This is a genomic window from Maricaulis sp. D1M11 (genome assembly GCF_047308265.1).
In the GTDB taxonomy this organism is placed as follows: Bacteria; Pseudomonadota; Alphaproteobacteria; order Caulobacterales; family Maricaulaceae; genus Maricaulis.
The window spans coordinates 138,698-162,277 of sequence record NZ_JBKQWY010000008.1; the positions used below are offsets into that span (position 1 = coordinate 138,698).

Annotated in this window: 26 protein-coding genes, 2 tRNA genes and 1 pseudogene; 8 read left to right on the top strand and 21 right to left on the bottom strand. The window is 59.9% G+C overall.

All coding sequences use genetic code 11. The features are described from left to right. Positions 1–56: 56 nt before the first annotated feature. Positions 57–1,331, bottom strand: coding sequence for a hypothetical protein (locus RMQ97_RS13170; protein ID WP_413661356.1), 1,275 nt, complete (start codon positions 1,329–1,331; stop codon positions 57–59). 338 nt (positions 1,332–1,669) lie between these two features. Here RMQ97_RS13170 and RMQ97_RS13175 point away from each other — a divergent pair, with 338 nt between their 5' ends. Next, positions 1,670–1,978, top strand: a complete 309-nt coding sequence (locus RMQ97_RS13175; RefSeq protein ID WP_413661357.1) for a hypothetical protein — start codon at positions 1,670–1,672, stop codon at positions 1,976–1,978. A gap of 46 nt (positions 1,979–2,024) precedes the next feature. Here the strand turns inward: RMQ97_RS13175 and RMQ97_RS13180 are convergent, their stop codons facing one another. The 4 genes from RMQ97_RS13180 to RMQ97_RS13195 all read right to left on the bottom strand — a co-directional run bounded on the left by RMQ97_RS13180 (position 2,025) and on the right by RMQ97_RS13195 (position 6,857). Further along, entirely contained in the window at positions 2,025–3,299 is a 1,275-nt protein-coding gene (locus RMQ97_RS13180) for a threonine ammonia-lyase (protein ID WP_413661358.1), read from the bottom strand. Between the two features lie 254 nt (positions 3,300–3,553). Next, a complete protein-coding gene (locus RMQ97_RS13185) occupies positions 3,554–4,510 on the bottom strand; it encodes an alpha/beta fold hydrolase (RefSeq protein WP_413661359.1) in 957 nt (318 codons plus the stop codon). A gap of 5 nt (positions 4,511–4,515) precedes the next feature. Further along, positions 4,516–5,340: an SDR family NAD(P)-dependent oxidoreductase gene (locus tag RMQ97_RS13190; protein ID WP_413661360.1), complete on the bottom strand. Its 825-nt coding sequence runs from the start codon at positions 5,338–5,340 to the stop codon at positions 4,516–4,518. Further along, positions 5,340–6,857, bottom strand: a complete 1,518-nt coding sequence (locus RMQ97_RS13195) for a flavin-containing monooxygenase (protein WP_413661361.1) — start codon at positions 6,855–6,857, stop codon at positions 5,340–5,342. The genes RMQ97_RS13190 and RMQ97_RS13195 overlap by 1 nt, the downstream gene beginning before the upstream one ends. 206 nt (positions 6,858–7,063) lie before the next feature. Here RMQ97_RS13195 and RMQ97_RS13200 point away from each other — a divergent pair, with 206 nt between their 5' ends. After that, positions 7,064–7,468 (top strand): hypothetical protein, encoded by a 405-nt coding sequence (locus RMQ97_RS13200; protein ID WP_413661362.1) that lies wholly within the window; start codon positions 7,064–7,066, stop codon positions 7,466–7,468. Positions 7,469–7,509: 41 nt separating this feature from the next. Here the strand turns inward: RMQ97_RS13200 and RMQ97_RS13205 are convergent, their stop codons facing one another. From RMQ97_RS13205 to RMQ97_RS13255, 11 genes are all read right to left on the bottom strand, one after another. Beyond that, positions 7,510–8,709, bottom strand: a complete 1,200-nt coding sequence (locus RMQ97_RS13205) for a hypothetical protein (RefSeq protein WP_413661363.1) — start codon at positions 8,707–8,709, stop codon at positions 7,510–7,512. 214 nt (positions 8,710–8,923) lie between these two features. Further along, a tRNA-Phe gene (locus RMQ97_RS13210) sits at positions 8,924–8,999 on the bottom strand. 127 nt (positions 9,000–9,126) lie between these two features. Next, positions 9,127–9,363: a DNA gyrase inhibitor YacG gene (locus tag RMQ97_RS13215; protein WP_413661364.1), complete on the bottom strand. Its 237-nt coding sequence runs from the start codon at positions 9,361–9,363 to the stop codon at positions 9,127–9,129. Then, entirely contained in the window at positions 9,360–10,433 is a 1,074-nt protein-coding gene (locus RMQ97_RS13220) for a ribonuclease E/G (RefSeq protein WP_413661365.1), read from the bottom strand. The genes RMQ97_RS13215 and RMQ97_RS13220 overlap by 4 nt, the downstream gene beginning before the upstream one ends. Then, positions 10,430–11,062, bottom strand: coding sequence for a Maf family protein (locus tag RMQ97_RS13225; protein ID WP_413661366.1), 633 nt, complete (start codon positions 11,060–11,062; stop codon positions 10,430–10,432). Before RMQ97_RS13225 ends, RMQ97_RS13220 begins: the two co-directional genes overlap by 4 nt. Before the next feature lie 61 nt (positions 11,063–11,123). Then, the gene (infA, locus tag RMQ97_RS13230; protein ID WP_413661367.1) at positions 11,124–11,342 is read right to left on the bottom strand and encodes a translation initiation factor IF-1; all 219 of its coding nucleotides are present in this window, start codon (positions 11,340–11,342) and stop codon (positions 11,124–11,126) included. A gap of 139 nt (positions 11,343–11,481) precedes the next feature. Next, positions 11,482–11,910 carry a low molecular weight phosphatase family protein gene (locus RMQ97_RS13235; RefSeq protein WP_413661368.1) on the bottom strand — a complete coding sequence of 143 codons (429 nt, stop codon included), beginning with the start codon at positions 11,908–11,910 and terminating at the stop codon, positions 11,482–11,484. Continuing rightward, positions 11,907–12,389 carry a UPF0262 family protein gene (locus RMQ97_RS13240; protein ID WP_413661369.1) on the bottom strand — a complete coding sequence of 161 codons (483 nt, stop codon included), beginning with the start codon at positions 12,387–12,389 and terminating at the stop codon, positions 11,907–11,909. Before RMQ97_RS13240 ends, RMQ97_RS13235 begins: the two co-directional genes overlap by 4 nt. A 14-nt stretch (positions 12,390–12,403) precedes the next feature. Then, the gene (locus tag RMQ97_RS13245; RefSeq protein ID WP_413661370.1) at positions 12,404–12,871 is read right to left on the bottom strand and encodes a DUF2948 family protein; all 468 of its coding nucleotides are present in this window, start codon (positions 12,869–12,871) and stop codon (positions 12,404–12,406) included. A gap of 48 nt (positions 12,872–12,919) precedes the next feature. Beyond that, positions 12,920–14,185: a UDP-N-acetylglucosamine 1-carboxyvinyltransferase gene (gene murA, locus RMQ97_RS13250; RefSeq protein WP_413661371.1), complete on the bottom strand. Its 1,266-nt coding sequence runs from the start codon at positions 14,183–14,185 to the stop codon at positions 12,920–12,922. Positions 14,186–14,416: 231 nt separating this feature from the next. Next, complete coding sequence (locus tag RMQ97_RS13255; protein WP_413661372.1) at positions 14,417–14,656, bottom strand: hypothetical protein; 240 nt, start codon at positions 14,654–14,656, stop codon at positions 14,417–14,419. Between the two features lie 102 nt (positions 14,657–14,758). On the opposite strand from RMQ97_RS13255, the gene RMQ97_RS13260 reads away from it, so the two are divergent. Beyond that, a tRNA-Thr gene (locus RMQ97_RS13260) sits at positions 14,759–14,833 on the top strand. A 547-nt stretch (positions 14,834–15,380) separates the two neighbouring features. Here RMQ97_RS13260 and RMQ97_RS13265 read toward each other — a convergent pair. Together RMQ97_RS13265 and RMQ97_RS13270 are read right to left on the bottom strand one after the other, a co-directional pair. Next, positions 15,381–16,373, bottom strand: a pseudogene (locus RMQ97_RS13265) (recombinase family protein); the annotation flags it as partial. Next, a complete protein-coding gene (locus RMQ97_RS13270) occupies positions 16,360–16,698 on the bottom strand; it encodes a hypothetical protein (RefSeq protein WP_413661373.1) in 339 nt (112 codons plus the stop codon). The pseudogene RMQ97_RS13265 and the gene RMQ97_RS13270, both read right to left, overlap by 14 nt. Before the next feature lie 460 nt (positions 16,699–17,158). Here RMQ97_RS13270 and RMQ97_RS13275 point away from each other — a divergent pair, with 460 nt between their 5' ends. Together RMQ97_RS13275 and RMQ97_RS13280 are read left to right on the top strand one after the other, a co-directional pair. Next, positions 17,159–17,680, top strand: coding sequence for an antirestriction protein ArdA (locus tag RMQ97_RS13275; protein ID WP_413661374.1), 522 nt, complete (start codon positions 17,159–17,161; stop codon positions 17,678–17,680). A gap of 1 nt (position 17,681) precedes the next feature. Continuing rightward, complete coding sequence (locus tag RMQ97_RS13280) at positions 17,682–17,987, top strand: hypothetical protein (RefSeq protein ID WP_413661375.1); 306 nt, start codon at positions 17,682–17,684, stop codon at positions 17,985–17,987. Here RMQ97_RS13280 and RMQ97_RS13285 read toward each other — a convergent pair. Next, the gene (locus tag RMQ97_RS13285; protein ID WP_413661376.1) at positions 17,984–18,604 is read right to left on the bottom strand and encodes a tyrosine-type recombinase/integrase; all 621 of its coding nucleotides are present in this window, start codon (positions 18,602–18,604) and stop codon (positions 17,984–17,986) included. The two genes, RMQ97_RS13280 and RMQ97_RS13285, sit on opposite strands and share 4 nt — an antisense overlap. 710 nt (positions 18,605–19,314) lie before the next feature. Between RMQ97_RS13285 and RMQ97_RS13290 the strand changes: the two genes are divergently transcribed. Next, positions 19,315–19,446 carry a hypothetical protein gene (locus RMQ97_RS13290; RefSeq protein ID WP_413661377.1) on the top strand — a complete coding sequence of 44 codons (132 nt, stop codon included), beginning with the start codon at positions 19,315–19,317 and terminating at the stop codon, positions 19,444–19,446. On the opposite strand, the gene RMQ97_RS13295 is transcribed toward RMQ97_RS13290, so the two are convergent. Together RMQ97_RS13295 and RMQ97_RS13300 are read right to left on the bottom strand one after the other, a co-directional pair. After that, positions 19,443–20,102 (bottom strand): hypothetical protein, encoded by a 660-nt coding sequence (locus tag RMQ97_RS13295; protein WP_413661378.1) that lies wholly within the window; start codon positions 20,100–20,102, stop codon positions 19,443–19,445. The two genes, RMQ97_RS13290 and RMQ97_RS13295, sit on opposite strands and share 4 nt — an antisense overlap. A gap of 212 nt (positions 20,103–20,314) precedes the next feature. After that, positions 20,315–21,031 (bottom strand): hypothetical protein, encoded by a 717-nt coding sequence (locus RMQ97_RS13300; RefSeq protein ID WP_413661379.1) that lies wholly within the window; start codon positions 21,029–21,031, stop codon positions 20,315–20,317. Positions 21,032–21,206: 175 nt separating this feature from the next. On the opposite strand from RMQ97_RS13300, the gene RMQ97_RS13305 reads away from it, so the two are divergent. Both RMQ97_RS13305 and RMQ97_RS13310 read left to right on the top strand, forming a co-directional pair. Continuing rightward, positions 21,207–22,229 carry a hypothetical protein gene (locus RMQ97_RS13305; protein WP_413661380.1) on the top strand — a complete coding sequence of 341 codons (1,023 nt, stop codon included), beginning with the start codon at positions 21,207–21,209 and terminating at the stop codon, positions 22,227–22,229. Further along, on the top strand, positions 22,229–23,563 hold the full coding sequence (locus RMQ97_RS13310; RefSeq protein WP_413661381.1) for a hypothetical protein: 1,335 nt from the start codon (positions 22,229–22,231) through the stop codon (positions 23,561–23,563). Before RMQ97_RS13305 ends, RMQ97_RS13310 begins: the two co-directional genes overlap by 1 nt. The last annotated feature ends 17 nt before the right edge of the window (positions 23,564–23,580 follow it).

Consider the following 23,580-nt stretch of genomic DNA (forward strand, 5'->3'; position numbering starts at 1 on the left):
TTGGCAGCAATAAGTTCGCTCCAAGGTGGGTTTGGGACGCTTTTGGGTCGTCGCGGCTAACCGGTACCGCGCAGACCCGGTTGGGCGAGTGGGTCATCGAAGTCCATATAGTCCTCCGACTCCTGGTCCAGCGTCAGGGACATTTCCTCGGCTCGGTCGAGAATCGCCTTGTAGGCCAGCTCCTCGCGACGCACCGGCACCCGGGCCGGATCCCCCACAGCGGGGCCCGACAACAAGCGGGCGCCGTATTGCACTGCCCGTGAGAAGACATGGGCGTCTGCCACACCGAACATATGGACCGGCACCTCGATCAGCGCCGCCTCACGGATCAGCTCATTGAGCAAGCCGAATTGCAGGCCCTGCCCCTGGCTGGGCCATTGCACGCCCATAAAGGTCAGATCCGCATCGCGAAATGCGCGCAACTGGCGAAGATCAAACAGGATGGGCAACATCACACCCACGCGAAATTCCATGCGCTGGATCGGCGCCAGCGCGTCCATGATCCGACTGGCCTGGGTCACCGGGCCGACACCTTCCACGCACAGACGCAGATTGGGTTTCACTTCGGCGGGAATATCACGCAGGGCCTCCATATAGGCCGCGTTACATGTCTTGTGGGACAGACCATCAAGATGAAGCGCCAGATACACCCGGCTGGATGTGCCACACAGATCCGACTTGGCCACATCATCCACCACAGTGCGGATGGCCTGCAGGTCGAGATCCTGGTGATCGAGTGCGGTGTTCTCGCCGAGCAGGACTTCACGGCGGAAAAACTCACCGGTATTCAGGCTGGCCCGCGCAACCGCCTCGCTGCTCAAACACACACTGTTCCGGCTGTCCCAGACGGGAATATACTCCCAGAAGCGTTGCGCCGCATCGATACCGTCGAACCGGGTTTTCAACTGGACGCGCCGACGACCACGCTTGAGGGTTTCCAGTTTCAAACTGGAGGTCAGCAATTCGCCCAGCGAAGACCGTGTCAGCACACGCGCCTCTGCCTCGATATCCAGGCCGTGCATTTCCTGGTGGCCGGAGTAAAACTCGTTGAGCATGCCGATCAGGCGCTCGGTCAAAATGGCGGCCTTGGTTTCATTCGGATCGGCAAATGTAATCAGGAAACCATCCGGCCCCCGCATCAGCAGATCATCGGCATTCATGCGCTCGAGCAGACAAACCGCGGAAAGGTCGAAGACTTTCTTGCGTTCCGGCGTCGTGAGATAGGCATCAGACCCGGCCTGTTCGCGCACCTCGATAAAGCGGAACTGCCCCAGATTGATCTCGGTCGCACGGTCGAGGCGTCGATTTATTTGAGACGAGATCATACTCATCGTTCAGATCGCTCGGACCCCGTATCTGAATGGCCAGCCTTGTACATGCGGCGAACCAACCCACCGCACGAATCGTAGCTTTCACATTGGCTTAAACCCCTAACCGCTTGGTTAAACCGCGTCGTGCACTGCAGCGAAAATTCACAGCCCCCAATCGGTCAGTGTGGAGTATTTGCTCTATCGTTGGGCGGCTTGTGCTCATTGTGCAACGCAACATACCAATCTTTCGGGTTGGGCCGGAAGATTGATTGACACGCCGTTTAGCCTGTCCTCATGATGCAACCTTCTGCTTCTCTCCGGCGCGGGGGCGACGCGTTTGAGGGCAGAGTGGGAGCACATTGAGCAATTTATCCGGATCCGATCCGGGGCGTTTGTCAGCCGGCACGATGATCGACCGGCGCGTTTATGAGGGGGAGTTCATGGTCAGTCAGCATCACCATTTCGGGTCCGCCGAGGAGATCTATGCGTTCAAACGCAAGTTTTTCGAATTCCTCCAACGCATGGAATCCGACACGGCCTCGCAGGATGATTGCCTCTTCCTGCAACACGGCGCCAATCCGGATGGCCAGACCCTGATCATCCAGGCGACGAGTGACCACATCCTTGCCGCGTTCAACTCACACGTGATCCGGACGCGCACCCACTAGTATCGTGCGCTTTGGGCCCTGCGAGGTCCATTACCTGCGAGGTCCATTAATAGTCGGCCCGCTCCACCGTGAACCCCGCTGTGCGCAGAGCCGTGATGATCGCTGCCATATGGTCCGCGTCCTGCGCCTCCAGCGAGATATCGATATTGGTCACCTTGGCCGGCAGGTTCGAGAAGGTCTTGTGATAGGCCACATCCGTGACATTGCCACCGGCCTCTGAAATCACGCGCGACACACCGGACAGCTGACCGGGCACATCGATCAACTGGATGCGCAGCCGGGCCAGGCGGTTAGAGCGCGCCAGATCGCGCAATAACAGCGAAGACAGCAATCGGGTATCGATATTGCCCCCACACAGGACCAGACCGGTCTTGCCGCCGCGAAACAGGTCTGGATGCGCCAGCACGGCCGCGAGACCGACCGCGCCAGCCCCTTCCGCAAGCACTCTCATCTGGGTCAAAAAGAGATTGAGCGCCCGCTCAATCATAGCCTCATCCACCACCAGCATCTCGTCGAGCAGGTCCACAAGCAGGCTGCGGGTCAATGTCCCTGGCTCGCGCACGGCAATGCCTTCGGCCAGGGTCACGCCGCCCACCGGAGCCTTACGCTGGTGATAGAGGTTATGGAAGGACGGGAAGAGGTCTGCCTGGACACCGATCAGACGGATATCGGGATTGATACGTCGCGCCATCAACCCCATGCCCGACGCCAGTCCACCACCGCCCACCGGGATTACCAGCGTGTCGAGATCAGGCACAATGCTTAGCATTTCGCGGGCAATCATGCCCTGCCCGCACAAGACATGCGGATCGTCAAACGGGTGCACAAAAACTGCGCCTGACTGGTCGGCAAAGGCCAGGGCAGCCTGTTTGGCCGCGTCGAAATCTTCCCCCTCCAACACCACGTCGGCACCCAGTCCGCGGGTCTGGTTGACCTTGATCGTGGGCGTGCCAAGCGGCATAAAAATCCGCGTCTGCGCCCCCAGTCGTCGGCCGTGCAACGCGACCCCCTGGGCATGATTGCCCGCCGACGCCGCAACGACGCCGCGCGCTTTCACGTCCTCGCCCAAAGCGCGCATGCGGGCATAAGCACCGCGTTCCTTGAACGAGCCGGTCTGCTGCAAATTCTCCAGCTTCACATGGATCTGGGTCCCCGTGAGCTGGCTTAGGGGCTCGCTGTGCAGGCAGGGTGTGCGGGCAATCCCGCCGAACCCTTCATCATGCCAGCGGATGACGGCATCAAGAGTCGTGTCGAGATGGGCTCGATCAAATCCCGTATGCGTGAGGTTTGAAGCTAAGGTTTGAGATCCTGGTTCGGTCATCTTGCGGCCTGCTCGGTGAAGGGCGGGCAGCCCGACCGCCCGTCCTGGGCGGGTGAGGTTCGGCCGACATCGCCGAACCGGTCATCCGGCCCGTTATCGGGTGGAGATAATGAGAATGCACTGCGCACAAGCCTCAACACCGGGCTGGGTCCGGGCTTTTGCAAGGGAATATGCGCTTTGCGTCAACATGCGCGAAGTCTGTCCAACTCAGGAGGAGAAGTCCAGCACCTGGCGCAATTATTTTGCAAATGGAGCTATTCGCCAAACGCCCGGTCGGCCTGACGCCGAATAAAGGCCAGACACGTGTCGACCTGGGTCACAAGCGGCATATGACCGACCGCCTCATGGACCTCCAGATCAAGACCAGGGTGGACCTCCTGGATCGCAGCGATATGGGTATGCGCATCCAGCACGCGATCAGACAGGCCATACAGCATGCCCATGGGCAGATCGAGCTCACCATAACGCGCGATGATCGCGGGCATGTCTTCAGGCACCCTCATGAGATCCGTCGCCGCCGCGACAAACTCCCGCGGCCTCAGGGTCAGGTATCCGCCGCCCCGCGAACGAAAATCCGCCGGGGCGGTTTCAGGCCCGAACACGATATCCAGCGTCGCATCTCCCCGCCGGACCGACATGGGCATGGCCAGTGTATGGGCGACCAGGCGACGCACGGTTCCACTGGCGATCTGCAGCGGCTTGAACACATCGGGCGGTGTGGGTTGTTCGGCGGTCAACGGAGACACCATGGCCAGCCCGGCCACACGCTCGGGATGGTTCAGCGCCAGGGTCAACGACAGGGCTCCGCCCAGGGAGTGACCGCAGATCAGGGCCGGCCCCACGCCCCGCTTTTCCAGATACCGTGCGATCATGGCCGCCTGTTCCGGCAGGCGGGCACGGGCATCACTATCGCGCTCCGACCAGCCACAACCCGGCCGGTCCAGTGCAATGACATGATAGGACCGGGCCAGCTCGTCGATCAGGCCGTAATTGAAATTGAGAAGATTGCCAAACAGGCCGTGGATCAAAACCACGGGCGGCCCCTCACCCTTCTCAACAGCATGGATGCGCCCGCCCTCCACATCATGGAGCGTGCCCGCAGGCGGCATGCCCGCATTCACCTTGCGCGCAAGATTTGAGGAGAAGAGAAACAGACCCGCGATGAGGCCCACCACGACCAGGCCGACGGCCAGCACAATCCATCCAAGCATGATGATCAATCCTCTGCGCGTCGGAAAAATCCGCTCAAACGTTTCCAATAGGTGGCCGGGAAGACCCGTTCGAGCAAGGCCAGGGCCTTGGCGTCCCGCCCCACCAGCACACGGGGCGATTTACGCTCCACCGCATCGAGAATAATGCGCGCGGCCTCAGGGGGCGGCATGACCAATTGTTTATCCGCCTGTTTGAGGCCTTTTTCGACCTCTTCCGGGTCAGAGCCTCGCGGCATGCGCGCGCTTCGGGCGATAGACGTCTTCACGCCGCCGGGATGAACGGTCGTGACATGAATGCCTGTCCCCTCCAGCTCGTGGCGAAGGGCATCGGAAAACCCGCGCAGACCAAACTTGCTGGCACTATAGGCAGTCTGGCCCGCCGGTGCGACGACACCGAATATGCTGGAAACATTGATCAAATGCCCCGCCCCACTGGCCTTGAGCTGGGGCAGAAAGGCCCGGGTCATGCGGATGGGACCCATCAGATTAATCCCCAGGAGCCAGTCGAAATCAGCCTCATCCACCTCGTCGAACTGCCCGCCGAGGGCTACTCCAGCATTGTTGAACACCAGATCCGCCCCGCCGTGATCCGACTGAACCGCATCAGCCAGCGCCACGATCTGGTCGCGGTCTCCGACATCGAGCACATGCGTGGTGACCCGGCGTTCATTGCTGCGCAACGCGCCAGCGACAGCCTCAAGCCCGTCCGCATTGAGGTCGGCGAGTGCCAGATCACACCCACGCGCGGCCAGCGCTTCGGCCAGTGCCTTGCCAATCCCGCTGGCGGCACCGGTGATAACCGCCACACGCCCTTCAAACACACCGGGCATTATTCGGCCGCCTCGCGCTCATCCGGACGGGCAGCGGTTGGAGGCGCGAGCTCGCCGGGGCGATAGAAGTGCAAGGCCCCGTCATCGAGCTGGCCATAGCGAATGGTGAGCATGTCCTGGACATAGTTTTGATAAGTGCGCCAGGGCGCTTCGAACCCTTGTCGGGGCAGCCAGCTTTCCGCCCGCTTGATATAACCCGATGACAGATTCAACAGGGGTTGCGTCTCAAGATTCTCCGGCGGCACCGGCATGCAGGCCGCATACCCCTCGCGATCCATATAGTTGAGCAGGCGACAGACCCGCTCGCAGGTCAGATCGATTTTCAGCGTCCAGGAGGCATTGGTATAACCAAAGGCCAGCGCCAGATTGGGCAATTGCGACAACATCATGCCGCGATAGCTCACACAGTCCCGGGCGATGACCCGACGCCCGTCGACACGTGTTTCAGCGCCGCCCGCCAATTGCATGTCCAGCCCGGTCGCCGGAATGATCAGATCCGCATCGATATGCGCCCCCGATTTCAACCGGATGCCCTTGCGCGTGAAGGTCTCGATATCATCCGTGGCGATATCCGCCTTGTCGGTGGCCAGCGCCTTGAAGAAATCCCCGTCCGGCGCCACACAGAAGCGCTCGTCCCAGGGTTTGTATTTCGGCGTAAAATGGCGATCGATATCAAACTCCTCACCCAATTCCTGGCGGATATAGGTTTTGACCTGCTTGCGCACCCAGTCGGGCCAGATCTGGGCGATCTGGAAAAAGAGGATGGAGATCAGGATGTTTTTCGCCCGCGACAGGGAGTACGCAATCTTGCCCGGCAGGATCTTGCGGAACACATCCGCCACTGGGTCCGTTGTGGGGCGCGGCGCAATATAGGTCGGCGAACGCTGCAACAAGGTTACGTGCTCGGCCGTCTCGGTCATGGAGGGCAGCAAGGTCACCGCCGTCGCACCTGAACCGATGATTACGACCCGCTTGCCGGTATAGTCATAGTCCTTGGGCCACAATTGCGGGTGGATGATATCCCCCTCGAAATCACCCTCACCGGGAAAGTCCGGCTTGTAGCCTTGGTCATACCGATAATAGCCGGAACACAACACCACGAACCGGGCCCGAATATGATCGGTGTCGCCGGTCGATGTATTGCGAACATCTACTGTCCAGACATTCTCCTCGCTGGACCAGTTGAGACGCTCCATACGGCAGCCAAAGCGGATTTTCTCGACAATCCCGGCCTCTTCAGCCGCCTCGCGCACATAGGCCTTGATACTGGGACCATCCGCAAACACCTTGCCTTGCAGCCAGGGTTTGAAGGCATAGCCAAACGTATACATGTCGCTGTCGGACCGGACCCCGGGATAGCGAAACAGATCCCAGGTCCCACCCAGATCTTCGCGGGCTTCGATCAGCGCAAAACTCTGCTGTGGTGAACGCATCTGCAAATGGCGTGCAGCGCCGATACCGGACACGCCTGCCCCGACAATCAGCACGTCCAGCGTGTCTGTCGACGATTCGCTCATTCCACTCTCCACGGCTTCGGATCCCCTTTTGAAAGGCGAAAAGTGAACACCGTTCGCTTTAGTGACGCAAGCGGCATCTCGCAGTGGTTGTTCGGATCGTCCCGAAAGGTGAGTTTTCAACGGCAACCTGATGCCTAATCGCACGTGATGTGCTTGTCCGCGGCCTGGAACCCGGTTTTAGTGTGCGCAGAATAGGGATATGCGTGATGGTTGACCTTCCCCAGATTCAGTTTCACTTCGATCGCGGCGTTGTCGAATGGCGCTGGTCGGGGCGTGTGACCCTGGAAGGCATGCAGACGGCTGTGCTACAGGCCGCACGGGATCCCAGCTGGGATGCCCGGTTCGACCATCTGGTGGTCTTCTCGGCTGATGCCGATGTCTCCGGCCTGCAGCTTCCTGATATCTCCACAACAGATGCCAATCTTCGGCGCTGGCAGTCGAGCGAAAAGAAAATGGCGCGGGTCCGCAGCGCGACTGTCTTTGAACGCGGCCTTGCCGGTGGGCTCCAGGAGCTGTGGCAACGCATGGCCGCTGGCGGGGCCTATCGCGAGATCCGCCTGTTCGACAATCGCGAGGACGCTCTCGCCTGGCTGCTGTCCCACGACACCTGACTGCCCGTAAATCCGGAGGGCGTCTCGCCCAGCTAAGCCCGTCAGAAGCTGTAATTGAGCATGATGGCCAGTTTTTCCCGCGAGGCCGGCCCCGCATCACCGCTGTCATAGTCGGCGTATTTGACCATCAGGCCGACCGTCTGCGTCAGACGCCCCGTGAACACCAGGTCCAGTTCCGAACCAAGATCTGCGCCGCCCTGTTCCGCGTCGAACGCGTGCCAGATCAGTTGAACACGCGGAGCGGACAGCCCCCATCCATCGCCCAGACCGACAGATCCACCCAGATACACATCCTGCAGACCCGTGGCCGGTGTGGTCAGGAAGGCATCCGCAAAACCCTGGAATTTGTGCAGCGTGGCCAGCGGCGTCGCAAATCCCCGGCTTCCATTGCCCTCGAGCTGTTCGGCTCCGGCCCACACGCCAAACCGGCCCGAGGTGAAGCGGACCTCGCCGCGCAGGGCGTCCAGATCAAACGCGGCCGGATTGTCCGCATAGTCACCTTGCTGAGCGTATTCGACAAAATAGCGAACCTCGCCCTCACCCAGGGGTCGCGACGCGCCCCAATAGACCGCCCAGGTCTCGCTCGACAGTCCGGGCACATCCTCATTGTCAAACAATAATCCGGTCACCCGGGCCTCACCGCCCAGCACCTCGGCACTCGCCACAAGAAGATGACTGTCCAGCTCCCAGTCGCCCATCGCGCTGTCCGGGCCGAAAATCCGGTTCACACGATCGAGATAGGCGTAGTCCAGCGTCACACGATCGTGGAACTGTGCGCTCACACGCACAGCATCAAAGGTCTGCTCGTTCTGCCGATAGCCCACATTGCCAACATACCGGCTGTCGGCAATCACCAGGCGCTGGCGACCCAGCGTCGCTGATACCGCATCATGGGAAAAGCCAAGCTGCAGTCGATTGAGTTCAAACGCGTCGGGATCGGCAATCACCGGATAGCGGGTCTGTCCATTGATCGTATCATTGAAATCATCCACCAGCGCAAAGACATGCTCACCTTCCGCGAGGACACTCCAGCGGTCTGACAGACGCGAGCTCACACCAAACCGGTGGCGCGCCGTCACCCCTTGGGCTTCGTCCGAGATCCCGGCCTGATCCACCTGTTCAAACCGGATCCGGCCATCGAGGTGGAACTCCACCTGGGCTCCTGCGGCTCCGGACAGAAGGGCCACGCCCCATACGCCCAGGGCCACGCCGCCGCCTGTCGTGATCGATCCCGTTCTCATCGCCACACCGTCCTTTTCGCACCCTGTTTCATGGCCGAGACGTCGTCTTGTGACAGCGCACCGCCCTCCTGGTTGCGAAAGACATCCCATTTTATGGTTTCGTTTTGGTTAGGAGGCGTTCTGGACCCGAAACGGACGGGTATCGGACAAACGAACGACGGGCGGACACGCGGGAGTGTCCCAGCTCACAAACCATCAAAATTTATGAGGAAAGTGGTGCCTAGGGGCAGACTCGAACTGCCGACACGCGGATTTTCAATCCGCTGCTCTACCAACTGAGCTACCCAGGCACCGGGCCGGTCGCGGCTGACGCCGCCATCGGAGAGCGCGTTGTATACGCATCCTCAGCGGGGCTGTCCACGCCCCCATACACCTTCTTGCAGCTCGGATGACAGATGCGTCAGCGCGCAAAAGGGCTTACCCCTCGCCCTGCTCGCGGGTGGGTGTTTCATCGGCCTGATCAGCCGGTTCACCGGCGATGGCATAGTCCTCGTTGAACCACGCGCCCAGATCCTTGTCGGCACAGGTTTTCGAGCAGAACGGCTTCCAGGCCTGGCGGCCCGGCTGGCGACAGATCGGACAGCGCCCGCCCGTCAGTCCATCAGGGTTTGCGGCGACAGGATTTGGGGACGCCGGTTTTTTGGGGGTGTTCATGACGTCGACACCTCACAGCGATCGCGGGGCCAGTCCGCGTGGGTTTCAATCTCAAATCGCGGTCCCAGGCGTTCGGTCAAGGCTCCGCGCCAGTCGATCTGGGCCGCGTTCAGCCAGTCCGCCACCTCGGACGACACGGCCAGGGTGAGGCGACGACGACGATCCGCGCGACCTTCCGCTTCCAGCCGCCGCAAGGCCGCAATCGCGCAGGTCTCGACACTGAACCGGCCGGTATCGTCGAGATAGATCTCGCGCAGGCTGCGCTGGCGTTTCTGACGGGCCAGTTCACCGACACAGAATTGCGAGAGCGGCGCCACATCCACCTTTGCCCGGTCACCGCGAAACCCGCCGCGCAGGGCCTGTTCGACCGTCTTGCGCAGAGGGATCTGGCGCATCTGGACAAAATCAATCGCGACAATCCCGCCCAGACCGCGCAGACGCACCTGACGCGCCGCCTCCTTGGCCGCCGAAACATTGAGGCTTTCAACGAGTTTGAGCGCATTGCCCTGCCCCTTGCGGCCATCGGCATCGACATCAATCGTCGTCATCGCCCGCGTGGGTTCGATATAGAGCGAACCACCGCCGGGAATGGGCACATGGGGCTGGAGGGCATCCTCGAACGCACCAGCCAGATCAATCGCGCTTTCATCACTCCAGATGGCATCAGCATCGCCGAACGAGGCCACGAGGCGCTGGGCCAGTGGGGCGGCAGGGGTCAGGCATTCCGGCGCCTCGCCCTCGTCCACCTCGGCCCGCGCGAGATTAGGACCTTTTTCAGCCTGCGCCTCGCGCACGATTTTCACGCCAATGGCCGCACCTTCATGAAATCCTTTGGGGCGACCGGCCTTGCCAAAGGGCAAAAATCCGTCCGGTCCGACACCGATATCGATGAAGGCCGCATTCAGCGCCGTATCCACGGCCCTTACCCGGCCGCGATAGATCTCGCCTTCCACGGCCCGGGTTTCGACCTCGCTCCAGCGTTCGACATGCAGTTCAACGAGGCGGCCATTCTCGACCACACCGGCGCGGGTTTCCCCGACTGTATCCTCGACAATGATCTGACGGTTCATGAGGCGTCGCTTTCAATCGTTGCACGCTGAGCGGTCAGGAGCGGATAACCCAGCCCGGCCAGGAGATTGGCCGTTTCATAAAGGGGCAGCCCGACCACAGACGGGTAGGATCCGGTGATCTGGATCACAAAGGCGGCAGCCCGCCCCTGGATGCCATACCCGCCGGCCTTGCCGTGCCAGTCGCCACTCTCGAGATACAGATCACGCTCGGCGTCTGACAAGCGTTTGAACTTGACCCGGGTCTCGATGCGTCTGGACACGCATTGCCCGTTCGGCGCCCGCACAGCCAGCCCGGTATGGACACGATGATTGCGCCCGGACAAAAGGTCGAGACACATGCGAGCATCCGCTCGTGTTTCGGCCTTGGGCAATATCCGCCGCCCGACCGAGACAACCGTATCGGCAGCCAGCACATATCCGGCGCGATCGGGACAGGCCTGCGCTTTTTCCACGGCGAGGCGTTCGGCCAGCGGGCCGGCCAACTCCCCCTCAATGGGGGTTTCATCAATATCGGACGGTGCGATCGCATCCGGGACCAGACCGATCGCCGCAAGCAGCTGCTGGCGGCGCGGCGAGGCGCTGGCCAGGATCAGGCGCGGCGGTGTCTGTCTCGGTGGAGTGTCGGCCATGACGCTCATCCCGTCACGGCGACGCCGGAAATGGCGAACAGGGCCATGTCAGGCGGTGTCGCTATTTGAAGCGATAGGTAATGCGACCCTTGGTCAGGTCGTACGGGGTCATTTCGACCAATACCTTGTCGCCGGCCAGCACGCGGATGCGGTTTTTGCGCATCTTGCCTGCCGTGTGGGCAATGATCTCGTGCCCGTTCTCCAGCGTTACCCGGAATGTTGCGTTCGGCAGCAATTCCGACACTTCACCGGGAAACTCAAGTAACTCTTCCTTCGCCATGCAGCTCCTCTTAGGCCTTGCTTGTGCGGCTTTTGGGTCTGGCAAAACACGGGCGAAACCCGGCCTGCCACCGGCAGCGGTTCCGCCGGAGGGCGCTATATAGTCTGCCTCACCCTTTAAAGTCGAGGGGTCTTGCCTGTTAGCGGGTTTTTTCCCAGTTTTCGATCATCGCCTGGATCGCGTCCCGGCTTTCGCGATAGGCCATGAGACGCTGATCGCGATTGCCCTGGGCACCGGACGGGTCCGGAGCAGGCCAGGCGAGAAATTCCGCATCGCTTTCATCAGCATAGGCTTTTGCCATGCGGTCGGCAGCCGGCGAGAGCGAGACCACGATTTGCGGTGTGGGCTCGCCGATTCCGGCTAGTGCAATCGGACTGAAATCCTCCAGATCGCAATCCACCTCCCACATGACCGAAATCATGAAAGGGTCCACAAATGCTGCGGGAATCACACCGCACGACCGGGCATCGGCAGCCGCACCGAAATGGCGAATCCACAACGCCTCCGCCATGGGTGAGCGGATTGCATTGCGGCCGCAGACAAAGAGAACGGACGGCACCGCGCTCATGGTGCCGCCCGGCGATGCAAGGCGCAGATCAGGGTAAACAGGCGCCGTGCCGTATCAAAATCCACCTCGATCTTGCCCGCCAGGCGTTCGCGCAACAGGGTCGAGCCTTCATTGTGCACACCCCGGCGGCCCATATCGATCGCCTCGATCTGCTGGAGCGAGGCATCCCGCACGGCTTCATAATAGCTCTCACAGATCAGGAAATAATCCTTGATGATGCGACGCAGTGGTCCAAGCGAGAACACAAACACGCGCACCGGCGTATCGTCATCCTCGCGCACATCAAACACCAGCCGGTCATCCTCGATCGCCAGGCGCAGAAAGAACGGACCGTCAGCGGCATCCTCGGGACGGAAAAAATTCGCCTCGAGCAGATCGGCCACGGCGATACGACGTTCATGGTCTGCATTCACATCGACCACGCCCGGACGCCCCAGCTCCAGATTGATCCGCGCTATTCGATGGGGTGAGTCCGTCATTGTGACCCCGCCTCTCAGTCTGTCGTCCCGGCCTCGTCGGCGTCATGATCCGGCGCCTGGCTGGCCAGCCAGGGTTCGGACACATCCGCCATCACCATATCGAGGCATTCCACTGCAATACGCAACTCCCCATCTCCGGAAAAGACGAGGATCAGCTCGCCTTCAGGGCTCTCATCGGTCTGGACGCCCTCAAAACGGATCTGCAGGAGATTGATCACCGCATCGCTGGCCCCTTGCCGGATATTGCGGCTTTGCACCTGGGTGATGCCGGCGATCTGCACCCCGGCCCTCACCCGCCATCCGCGCTTGGCGGTGTCGCATTCCCAGCAATAACGATTGGCAGCGAAGGTGATCGTGCGCGCCTTGCGGTCATGCTCGATATCGCCCAGGCGAATGATCGCATCCTGCAGGGCGGCCGAGAGAACCGTCACATCATCACGGTTATGGGCCTGTAATTTCAGGGGAGAAGGAGGTCTGGCCATGGTGGAAGTCTCAATATCCTGTACGCCGTGTTGTCCCAATATGAAGGCTTACTCGCTCTTGCGCTCGATCCGGGCACCACATCCCGCAAGCTTGGCTTCCAGACGCTCAAACCCGCGATCAAGGTGATAGACCCGGTTCACTTCGGTTTGCCCTTCGGCCGCCAGACCCGCAATGACCAGCGAGACCGAAGCCCGCAGATCCGTGGCCATCACCGGCGCACCCCGCAGGGTCGGTACACCGCGCACCACGGCCTCATTGCCATTGACGGTGATATCCGCCCCCAGACGTGTGAGTTCCGGGGCGTGCATGAAACGATTCTCGAAAATCGTCTCGCGGATCACCGAGGCCCCCTCGGCCAGGCTCATCAGTGCCATGAACTGGGCCTGCAGGTCTGTTGCAAAGCCAGGAAAGGGCTGGGTCTCGATGTCCACCGCGGTCAGGCGCGACCCATTGCGTGTGATCCGGACATTCTCACCCTCCTGCGTGACGGTCACGCCCGCCTCATTCAGAGCCCGCCACAGCGCCTTGTTGTGGTCATAACGCACCTGTGTCAGCACAACATCACCCCCCGTCGCCGCGACCGCCATGGCATAGGTTCCGGTTTCGATCCGGTCAGGCACCACCGGGTAGGACACACCGCCCAGGCGCGCTTGCCCCTGGATGCGGATGGTGGAGGTCCCGGCTCCCTCGATCTGTGCGCCCATTGCGACAAGACACTCGGCCAGGTCCGCGATCTCCGGTTCGCGTGCGGCATTGTCGATCACGGTCTCACCGCGCGCGAGCGTGGCGGTCATCATGGCATGTTCGGTCGCGCCGACAGAGGCAAAGGCCAGCTCGATCTCGCCGCCGACCAGTCCGCCCTGGGGCGCCTTGGCTTCGACATAGCCTTCACTCAGCTCGATCTGGGCCCCCAGCGCTTCAAGCGCCTTGAGGTGAAGATCCACCGGTCGCGCGCCGATCGCACACCCGCCCGGCAAGGATACACGGGCCTGCCCCTCGCGCGCCACCAGCGGACCGAGAACATTGAAAGAGGCGCGCATTTTGCGAACCAGATCATAGGGCGCATAGGCCTCGTCAATCCGGCCCGCATGAATACTCATGCGCGGCCCCGGACCCTCCTCGACCTCAGCGCCCAGACGTGCCAGCAAATGCGCCAGGAAGCGCGTATCCGCCAGCCGGGGCATATTTGTCAGCTCGACAGGCTGGTCGGTCAACAGGGCCGCCGCCTGGAGTTTGAGCGCGGAGTTTTTCGCACCGCTGATGCTGATGGAGCCGTTCAGCCGATGTCCGCCTTCGATGAGGATCCGGTCCATGAGATGTCCTTTACGCACGAAGAAAATCGATGGGACGGCCCAGACTCGCCGTCTGCGCCGCACACTGACACAGGCATTTAGGAAGTGCATGCCCGTATCGCTGCCGGTTTCCGGAAAAAAACAGGCCAGAAGATGTCGGGTTTGCGCCCAAATCGCGAGAATGACCGGGTCCGGCCAGAGTCAGACCCAGCTCAGGCCCGGCTCAGGCCCACAGCGGGCGTGTCGCCGGCACTAATCGCGTTCGCTCTCATCCGAGCGCGGAGCCTTGCGGCGTCGCAGATTGGCGCGCAGGGCCTCCGCCAGCCGGGCTTCACGGCTCCCCGGTTCCGGCGCGGTTTTCTTGCCGTGAGGCCTGCCCGTGGCCGGACCTGCCGTATCTGCTTTTTTTTCACCCGGCCCCTCCGGCGAGGCATCGCCCGGTTTCACAGGGGTTTTCGCGGTTTGCGAGGCGGTGTCAGAGCTATCAGTCATGCAAAACCTCCTGCACAAGACTGCGCTTGGCGTCAAGACGGGCTTGGCGGACGCCAAAGCATGGAGTATACGCCCGTCTTCCAAACGCGAACAGCGTCCGGCGCCGCGGTAGCTCAGTGGTAGAGCGCACCCTTGGTAAGGGTGAGGCCGAGAGTTCAATTCTCTCTCGCGGCACCATCTTCCCATTTGACCCAGAAAAACCAGTCAACGCATTGAAAACACTAGTTGTTTTTGGAGTTGAAAATCCATTTTCCCGGCAATACTGCAGATGCCCATCAAACAAGATGCGGAGCAACATTCTGCGAGCCCCGAAAAGCCCAGAATCCCATATTTTCAAAGGGTTTGTAAGCGCCTTCAGGGCGAGTTCAAACAACTCTTCGAAGCGCCCTTCAATGGTGGGGCTGTTGGACGCTCTTTCCTCCGCCAAAAGCTTTTTGCGCTCCAGCTCTTCAATGCGCGATTCGTAAGCCGCAATAACTCTCGGAGAGCTCGCATTCAGGACGCAGTCGACCAGGCGGCCGATCTCTCCTTCAAGCTTGGTAGCTTCGTCTGAAAAGCGCCTCGCAGCCACCTCAAACTGCGCAACACGCTGATCCCAAATATCGCGTGCCATCTGCAACGCAACACGGGCAGCAATGCGCGTGGGCTGGATCGCCTCCACCAACTGTTCAAACTCGTCTTCGAGCTTCTGTCGGGCGATGTTCTTGCCATAGTCGGTGCATTCCTTATTGCGACACCGATAGTAGGGGTAACGCTTGTATTTGCCTTTCGACCATCCGGCAGTGAGTGCGGTCTGACACGAACCGCAAGCCACTGCGCCACGCAATACAAAGTCCTCAGCGATATCCTCACGGACCGGCGCGTAGGTGCCGTCTTTCAGGCGCTTTAAAATCGCTTGGTGGGTCTCAAAGCTTATCAATGGCTCGTGCTGCCCTCGGTGCATTGAAATCCCCAGATAGGGAGCAGCCACCATGCCCGCATAGATGTGGTGACGCAGGATCTGGACGACGCGTTGCTGCCTGATCTCGCCGCGATGATTTCGGCTGATCGGCAGTTCAGGACGCGTCTCCATGTACCGCTTCACTTCAGCCTGCGAGGTAAAGCGCCCGGAAGCAAATCCTTCCAATATTTCTCTAATGATTGGGGCGGTTTCTTCATCAGGCACCAGCATCTTGCCGCCGCGCGCGCACGGCACATAGCAGTAGCCAATTGGTGCTCGCGTCACATGAAACCCACGCTCAAGACGGGCCCGACGACGCTCGCGATTCTGGCGAAGATTTTGCTCGCGCTCTAATTGGGCCTGCGCGGCGATCATCGTTTCAGAGAACCTGTTTTCCGGGGTCTCATCCAGCGAGAAGTTCAAGAACTCCACTCGGACTCGTCGCTCACGCAGCATGCGGCGCATGGTCAGATGGTATTCCGCCTCCCGCGCAAAGCGTTTGTGGTCGTCGAATATGGCGACATAGTTCTTGCCACTGTGCCGATTGGCATCCAGATGCGCCAACATGGCCTTGATCGCCGGCCGCTCGGTAAACAGGAAGCCACCAGACTTGCTCTCGAAGAAGACCCGCTCAACATCGTATCCGTTGATCTCAGCGTGCTTGCGACAGCGATGTTCCTGGCTATCCAGCCCCCCTCCCCGTAACTGGCTTCGGTCGGATACCCTGCAAACGATAAGAGCGGTCCACTCAATATCTTCTCTATCAAATTGATCCATCAAGACGCCCTTCCCCCGCGCCCTCCAAATCTTGCGCGGACAGTTTTTGTTGAGATAAATCTGAATGTTCTGATGATACCATGGAGGCTATCGCAGCATCCATTTCTTTCGAGCGCTTTTGGCTCGCCTGTGGATCGATTTCTGCGAACTCAACCCGAAGGCCGAAATCAAATACCAAAACCAACAGATCCCACATGGCCTTCAGAAATGCTTCGCTTTCTTGGAGCGTGATGTCGGGATCATCCAACAGTTGGTGATAGCGCGATACGTCGAAAACCAAGGCTGGCGGTGATTTGTTGATCGGGTCGAGATTGTGGTCGGGCATGATGGGCTCCTAGTCGTTGGTTGGATGCCCCTCTTGAGCAGGCCGCGTACGCACCCGCTTTCGGGGTGCTGAAACGCTAGGCGCACAAAAATACGCGCTCGGGAGGAATGCCCGGCGCGTTGTGGATACTCTTCTGGGGATTTGTTTTTGGGTATCGCGAATTCCCCCATCCGTCCAGATTTTGCGCAAGGCATACAAGTGTATGTTTTTGGCATCCGGGCGGGCTCTATGGCCGATGGCCACCAAGCCCCGCACTGCGGGTCTTGGCCCATCCGGGTGACGATCCCTGATGCAAAGGCTTAGGGCTTTGCCCTCAGCGCACTTCGGCAAAAATAGACGGTCTCCCGAGGCTCGGTCCTGTGGCCCTGCGCCCGCCGTCGATTTCTCCCTCCGTTTGCACACCCATCCTCGACCGGAAGCAGGGCTGCATGCGCAACCCTTACCCGAAGGAGATTTGAAAATGGGAGAGCAAAAAATCGAAATTCGTATCTATGTGGCGTGTCTGGCTGCCTACAATAACGGGCGTCTGCATGGGCGGTGGGTGAATGCCGATCAGGATGCCGAAGCTATTCAGGCCGAGTTCGCCGCGATGCTGGCCGCCTCACCGATCCCGAACGCCGAAGAATGGGCCATCCATGACTATGAGGGGTTCGAAGGTGCACCGATCAGCGAGTATCAGGGCATCGAAAGCGTAGCCGAGCTTGCGGGGTTCATCGCCGAGCATGGCGCACTGGGCGGCAAGCTGATCGAGCATTTCGGCAGTGATCTGGACGAGGCTCGCACCGCCATCGAGGAACGGTATTTCGGGGAGTATGCGCGGCTGGCCGACTTCGCCAAGGAATCCACCGAGAACACCCACGACATTCCCGAGGCGCTACGCCCCTATATCGACTACGAGGCCATGGGGCGGGATTGGGAAATCTGCGACCTTCTGGTCATCGAAACCGGCTTCGAGCAGATCCACATCTTCGGGAGCTGCTAGGATGAACGCCGAGATTTACCGCTTCACATGGCGCGGCATCGAGATCGAGGCCCGCTATGTCGCCAGCTATTGGGAAGAGATCGCCCATTTAGAAATTCGTTCGATCAAGCCAGAGCGGGAGCCTTTGCCGATCACCGAAACAGGTTACCGCTCCCACTTCCATCATAGAGGGGTTATTGATCTTCACGGCGCGGAAAATCGCGGCGACGCTCTCATTGCCCATGTCGTCGACTGGCTGGATGCCGAGGCGGAGAAGCCAGCATGGAAAGACTATGTGGAAGCCTCGCGGCAGGGCGAGTTGTTCTAGGCCCACATGCGTTCGGCTATCTCGCGGTCCTCATTCGCCGCCATGTCCAGATAAATGCCGGTGGTGGCGAGATCAGAATGGCCGAGCCAGGTCTTGATACGGGTCTCCGGTACACTCGAAAGAGCCGCATGGACGCCATAGCCATGCCGCAAGCCTTTGGCAGATGCTTTGATGCCGCCAATGCCAGCTGCGCCCATCACATCCTTGATGCGTTTCCATCCTGTCGTGCGGCTGAACGGCCAGAGCCTTCGCCCGATCCCGCCATCCATACGGGCCTGTGCGGCGCGCAGATCGTGGACCATCTCCAAACGATCAAGGAATGCACGCGGCACAGGGACAGGGCGATAATGACGCCCCTTGAGGCTGCCGCGTTTCTTTAGGCTGCGGATCACCACTACACCGTCAGCCAGATCAATACTCATCGCGTTCAGCGCCAACGCCTCACTGGGGCGGCACCCCGTCCAATAGATCAACTCGCAAAAGGTGCGATCCTTGGCGTCGGTCAAACAATCAAGAGCATCGTAGAAGCGTTCGCGCTCGCTTCGGCACAGATACTTGCGCTCTCCCCGTGCGGTGTAGAGCGACATGCGAACATGATCGGGCTTGTGGTGAACCATTGCGGCGTCTCCTTCCTCAGGCATGAGGGCGATAAACAGAATGCGTGAAACTGTTTAGCCATGCCGAAGGTCCTGATTTTACGCCGCTCGATGTGGTCGGGCCCCGCGCTGGAGGCCAGATTGAGCCTCGATCAGCGTAAAATAAATTGTAGTTCCGTCAAGTATTAAAACAGTTTCACGCATTCCGTTCAACAAAGAAACTAAATTATATCAAAAAGAAACAAAATTATGCACTTTGCTATTGCAAGTTACCAATTCTTGCAATTTGGAAATATTCTTGCTATAAAGCCTCTATATTTAAACGAATTTCATTTTTGGATATGAGCGGCACAGGAAGAATAGCAAAAACGATTGGTGGAGCAGTGGCGGCCTTTGGGCTCGCGACTTCGCCTGTGCTGGCCGCGGAAGGTCCGCGCAGCGAGCCGGATATGGCGCCACGGACAACAGAATATTGCGCGCCACTCGTGCGAACCTCTACAGGTCGCGAAGTTGACGCCTCCTACAGTGCTCACTCCTACGCTCAGAACCACGTTGGGTACGTGGGCATATCTATTTTTGCGGGCCGCGACCTAGGTGACAACTCACCAGAATACCTTGGTGCGCTGCTGGTCAACGAGCTTCGTGCTCGCGGGGTTCAGGCGGAGTGCTTTGTCCATCACGAGCGCGTACCCAACGGGACTGGCGTAAGATTCCATGTTGCGGGGCTGACCATGTCTGATGAGTCACTGGGCATCACCGCGTCATTCGATGAAGACATGTTGGACGGAGTTGCCGCAGAAGCGCGAACCGCTGGTAGACTTCTTGTCGCCGAAGCGGACCAAGCTCCAGGAACCAATCGTTAGCCCAAGCTTCTTCCAGCTAAAAAGTTAGCTCCTGCACTGTCAATGCTGTTGCCTTGCTCCGCGTTCACAGTTGCTGCTTCAAAAGAGCTTTCACGATCAGGCGTGTCTTCGAGGCTAGAGTGTTTAGCCTCATCGCGAGCGGCTGCACTCATCTCCGCTGCCGACATTTCCCCATTCAGACCCATTTCAACCTCGCGATCTCGGCGCGCAGCCTCGGCATGGTGCCTGCTCAACCATTCTTGCGCCCACGGGTGACCTTCCAGGTCATCTGGATCAATGTGGCCTTCATCAATTCCACGTTGGATCGCGGCGGCGATGGCGATACGGCGCTCGTCCTCATCCTCAATCGCCATGATGGTCGCATACTCGTCGGCTTCGATGAGTTCGGCTTCGAACAATTCCGCAAAAAGATTCTCGGCAAAGGATGGGCCATACTGATCTTCAAGATTGGCTTCGAAGTCGCCGAGTGACTCCAAAATGATGGCGCGATCCACGCGCTCTTTTCGCTCTTTTTCTTCGCGCTCGGTGGCATCGGCAGCTTGGCGACGAGCGCCAGCCGCACTGGCGATCTCACCAGCCTCCGCCGCTGCACCGGAAATCTGCCGCTGAAAAGCTTGCTGATCCTGGATTTCCTCGGCGTCTTTCAGGCGACGCATAGCAGCCTCCGCCGCCTCGGGGCTGAACCCCGGACGCGTCGCGTCATTGAATTCTTTCGAATATCCCACGGACATATCTCACACACCCTGTTTTTGTTTGTCGGAGTCTTTGCGCTCCAATTACTTGCAATTATGGCAGAGTGTGGTTAATATATGTTTTACATAACTTTAAAACTATATTGCCGAAACATACAATTTAGTTTGTATTTTATCTATTCTTCGCGGTCTGGAAGCGCCCGCCAAGCCGCAAGCGTCCATTCATAGAGATCAGCAGGGACAGTTCTGGGGGAGGCGTTGATCCAGGACGATATCATTCCCGCATTCAGCCCGTCCGGCACCTTGCCTCGGTAGAAGTATTTAAGCATCTCAGAGGCTTGGATGCCCGTACGCTCTCTTTCTGTCTCTAACGCAATGCGCAACGTGTCATCAAAGTCCAACCGCCGCTGAAACTTGTCTCGCCCAATGTAGGCACGCTTCTCTCGCGGGAGCGCATCCGGCGCGGCCCGAAGCTCATTCAGCACAGCATCCAGATGGTCCTGGCGCGCCGTCTTTGTCGTCCCCTTGACCCAGCGCGTGACCAACTCGGAGCGCAACTTGTCCAGTGGCGGATCGATGCGGGCAATGAGTGCACGTGGTGCGATGCCGGTTCGCTTTAAATGATCCTCGATCTCTTTGATCAGCTTTGGCGTCATGGGTACGACGGGCGTCACTTCGCGCCAGCGTTTCATCACCCACTCCAACTGGTTTCGTTTGGCGGTTTTGACCGTGTGTCGCTTCCAACCGAATATCGTCCCCGAGTTCAGCCCGGGCGGCGTATCCTTCTGTCCGCGCAATAGTGCCCCAGGCCCAACGCCGCTTTGCTCCTGCAGGCGATTAAGCTCGTCAACAATGTCCTTTGTGATTTGAATTCGCTCCATGCCCAAAAGCATGGCACCAGCACCTCCCCCACATCAAAGCAATGTAGGCGGATGCCGACTATATTCTGTGGGTAAGACTGCTCCGCCCCCCAAACCTCCCGATGCGCCCCTGACGACCTCCTAGCGTCGCAAAACCGGATCTGTCCGCTCTTGGACAGGACGGCCTTGCAACCAAGGAGGTTTGTCCATGACAGACACCATCAATCCGATCCAATCGGCGTCTGGCACGCCAACTGATGAGCGCGGCGACGCCAAGCCGCCGCGTGGTGCTGTCGGCGCTCAAAAGCCCGACACCGACTTCATCGCCAAGATCGCCAATAGCGGCCTCGATCTTGATGACGGCAAAGAACTGGTCATCAAGAACGCCCAGGACCGCTTCAACGCGGATCACGGCGATGAGCTTGAAAGCCGCACCGTGGAATACGAAGCGGCCCAATCCGAAGCGGACCGTATCGATACCGAGTATCGCAATGTCTGCCGCGATGCAGCCGCCACGCCCGAATGGCAACGCGTTGCCCGCAAATCGGGCAAGCGTGATCGGGACGATGATGCTGAGGTCCCGTTTAAGGACTGGAGCTTTCTCGACCAGGGCCTGACCGTTGCAACGCTGGTTCTGAGCGTTGTGATGCTCGGTGCCGGGGCGGCGAACATTCAGGGCAATCTCGTTGGGTCGGGCCTACCCATTTTCACCCTCAACCCGCTCTTCGCATGGCTGTTCGCCATGCTCGCGCCGGCCGCCGCTCTTGCCATCCATTGCTTCGGCCACGCTTTTCGCACGTGGCGCATGCGCAACTTCTACCGCATGGGCATCTACGCGCTGACGCTGATCACCGTCATTGCCTGGAGCTGGCTCTTTGCGGACCTCTTCCACGGCACGGGTGGCCTTGATCTCGACTTCGAAGGCTCCGGCCTCGCAGACACCCTCTTCGTCTGGCTGCAAATCGTGGCTGAGATCATGGTGGGCTCTTCGCTCTTCCTGATCGCCGAGCACATCGCCGGCAAATACTCGCCGAACTGGTGGGTGCGGAACACCGAATATGTGGAGCTTCGCGAACGCCAGACCGTGCTGGGCAAGGAACGCCAAACCGCGTTCGAGCGCCTCAGCAAGGCAAAGGGTGCCTTCACCGCCCTGATGGGACGTCGTGAAGCCACCATCAACGCGGACATCGCCGAGTACCTGCAGCGCCGCCGTCGCTTCGGTGACAACTGATGACCCGCGCCGCTTCCAATTCTCCTGATCCGAAAGGAACGAACGTCATGAAATTCTTCGTGTCTGTCTTCGTCACGGTTCTCGCCCTCTGCTGGCTGCCGCTGACGCCCAGCGAGGCTCAAAACCTCACCATCGCCATCTCTTCCCAAACCAGTGAGGCTGAGCGCCAGGAACAAGGCGAAGCCGTCTTGCTCTTCCTTGCCGGCAATGTCGAACCTGGCCAATCGGCCGAGGTGATCGATGCCTATGACCTGACGCCGGTTGCGACCTTCACTGTGCCCGAAGGCCGCGCCTACCAAAACCCGCGCGCCAAGATCGCGGTGAACCGTCAGGCCGCCGCCCGGATCCTGCGTCTTGAGCCCGATCACGCTCGCACCGCAAACGAGGTCCAACGCCCGATCAACCTGCCCGGCCTCCTGCGCTATCTCGGCGAGGCCCGCTCGCTGAGTGAAGGCCATGACCTCATCATCATCGGCTCGCCCCTTTACGACATGCCGCGCGAACCGGGTGTGTCCATGCGTGAGGGGCGCGTTCCGGGCGATGGGCTGATCCAGGGCACGCGTGGCTCCAGCCCCTTCGGCGCAGATGGCATGGGCGACCGTCTGGCCGGCGTTCGTGTCCACTTCATCGCCCTTGATCCGGGCTGGGCACTCAATGATCGCCATGCCTTCGCGGTTGAGCGCTTCACCGCTCTTCTAGTCGAAGCCTTCGGTGCAGACCTCGTGAGCTTCTCCAACGATGCCGAAAGCGGCTTCGCCAGCGTTGCAGCCCAAGCCCCTGCACCGGATCGCGGTTTCATCCTGGAAGAGACAGATAAGATGGAAATGCTCATCTTCGCCTCTGAAATGGGTCCGATCGCCAGTGGGCGCGACATGGAAACCGGCCGCCGCTTCTATGTCGGTCCGTCCATGGTCAATGATCGCGTGGAAATCGGTCTCTATTGGCCGTGTTCCTCGTGCGACCTCGACGTCTATGCACGTCCGCACGATGACGCCCAGATCCTCTACTACGGGCGCAATTCCACACCGCAGGGCCGCTTCTTCCGGGATTTCCGTATGGGCAGTGAAGACCGTCGCGCACAAGAGCAGATCGTGATTGATGGTCCGGTTGACCTCTCGGCTCTGCGCATCTGGGTGAACTTCTATGGTGGCCGCTCCAGCGGTGGGGCGCAAGCCGAGCTGCGCATCACCATCGGCGGTGAAACCTACACCCGCCCGCTGCGTATTCCGGCCGATGCCGGTAATGGCGGCACAGGCCAGAACGCTGTGACCGGCAACGGTGCGGAAAATCCGGCCTGGGTCGCCATCGAACCGCTGTCGCTTCTCCGCGAATAGCGCCCCTCCATCCCTCC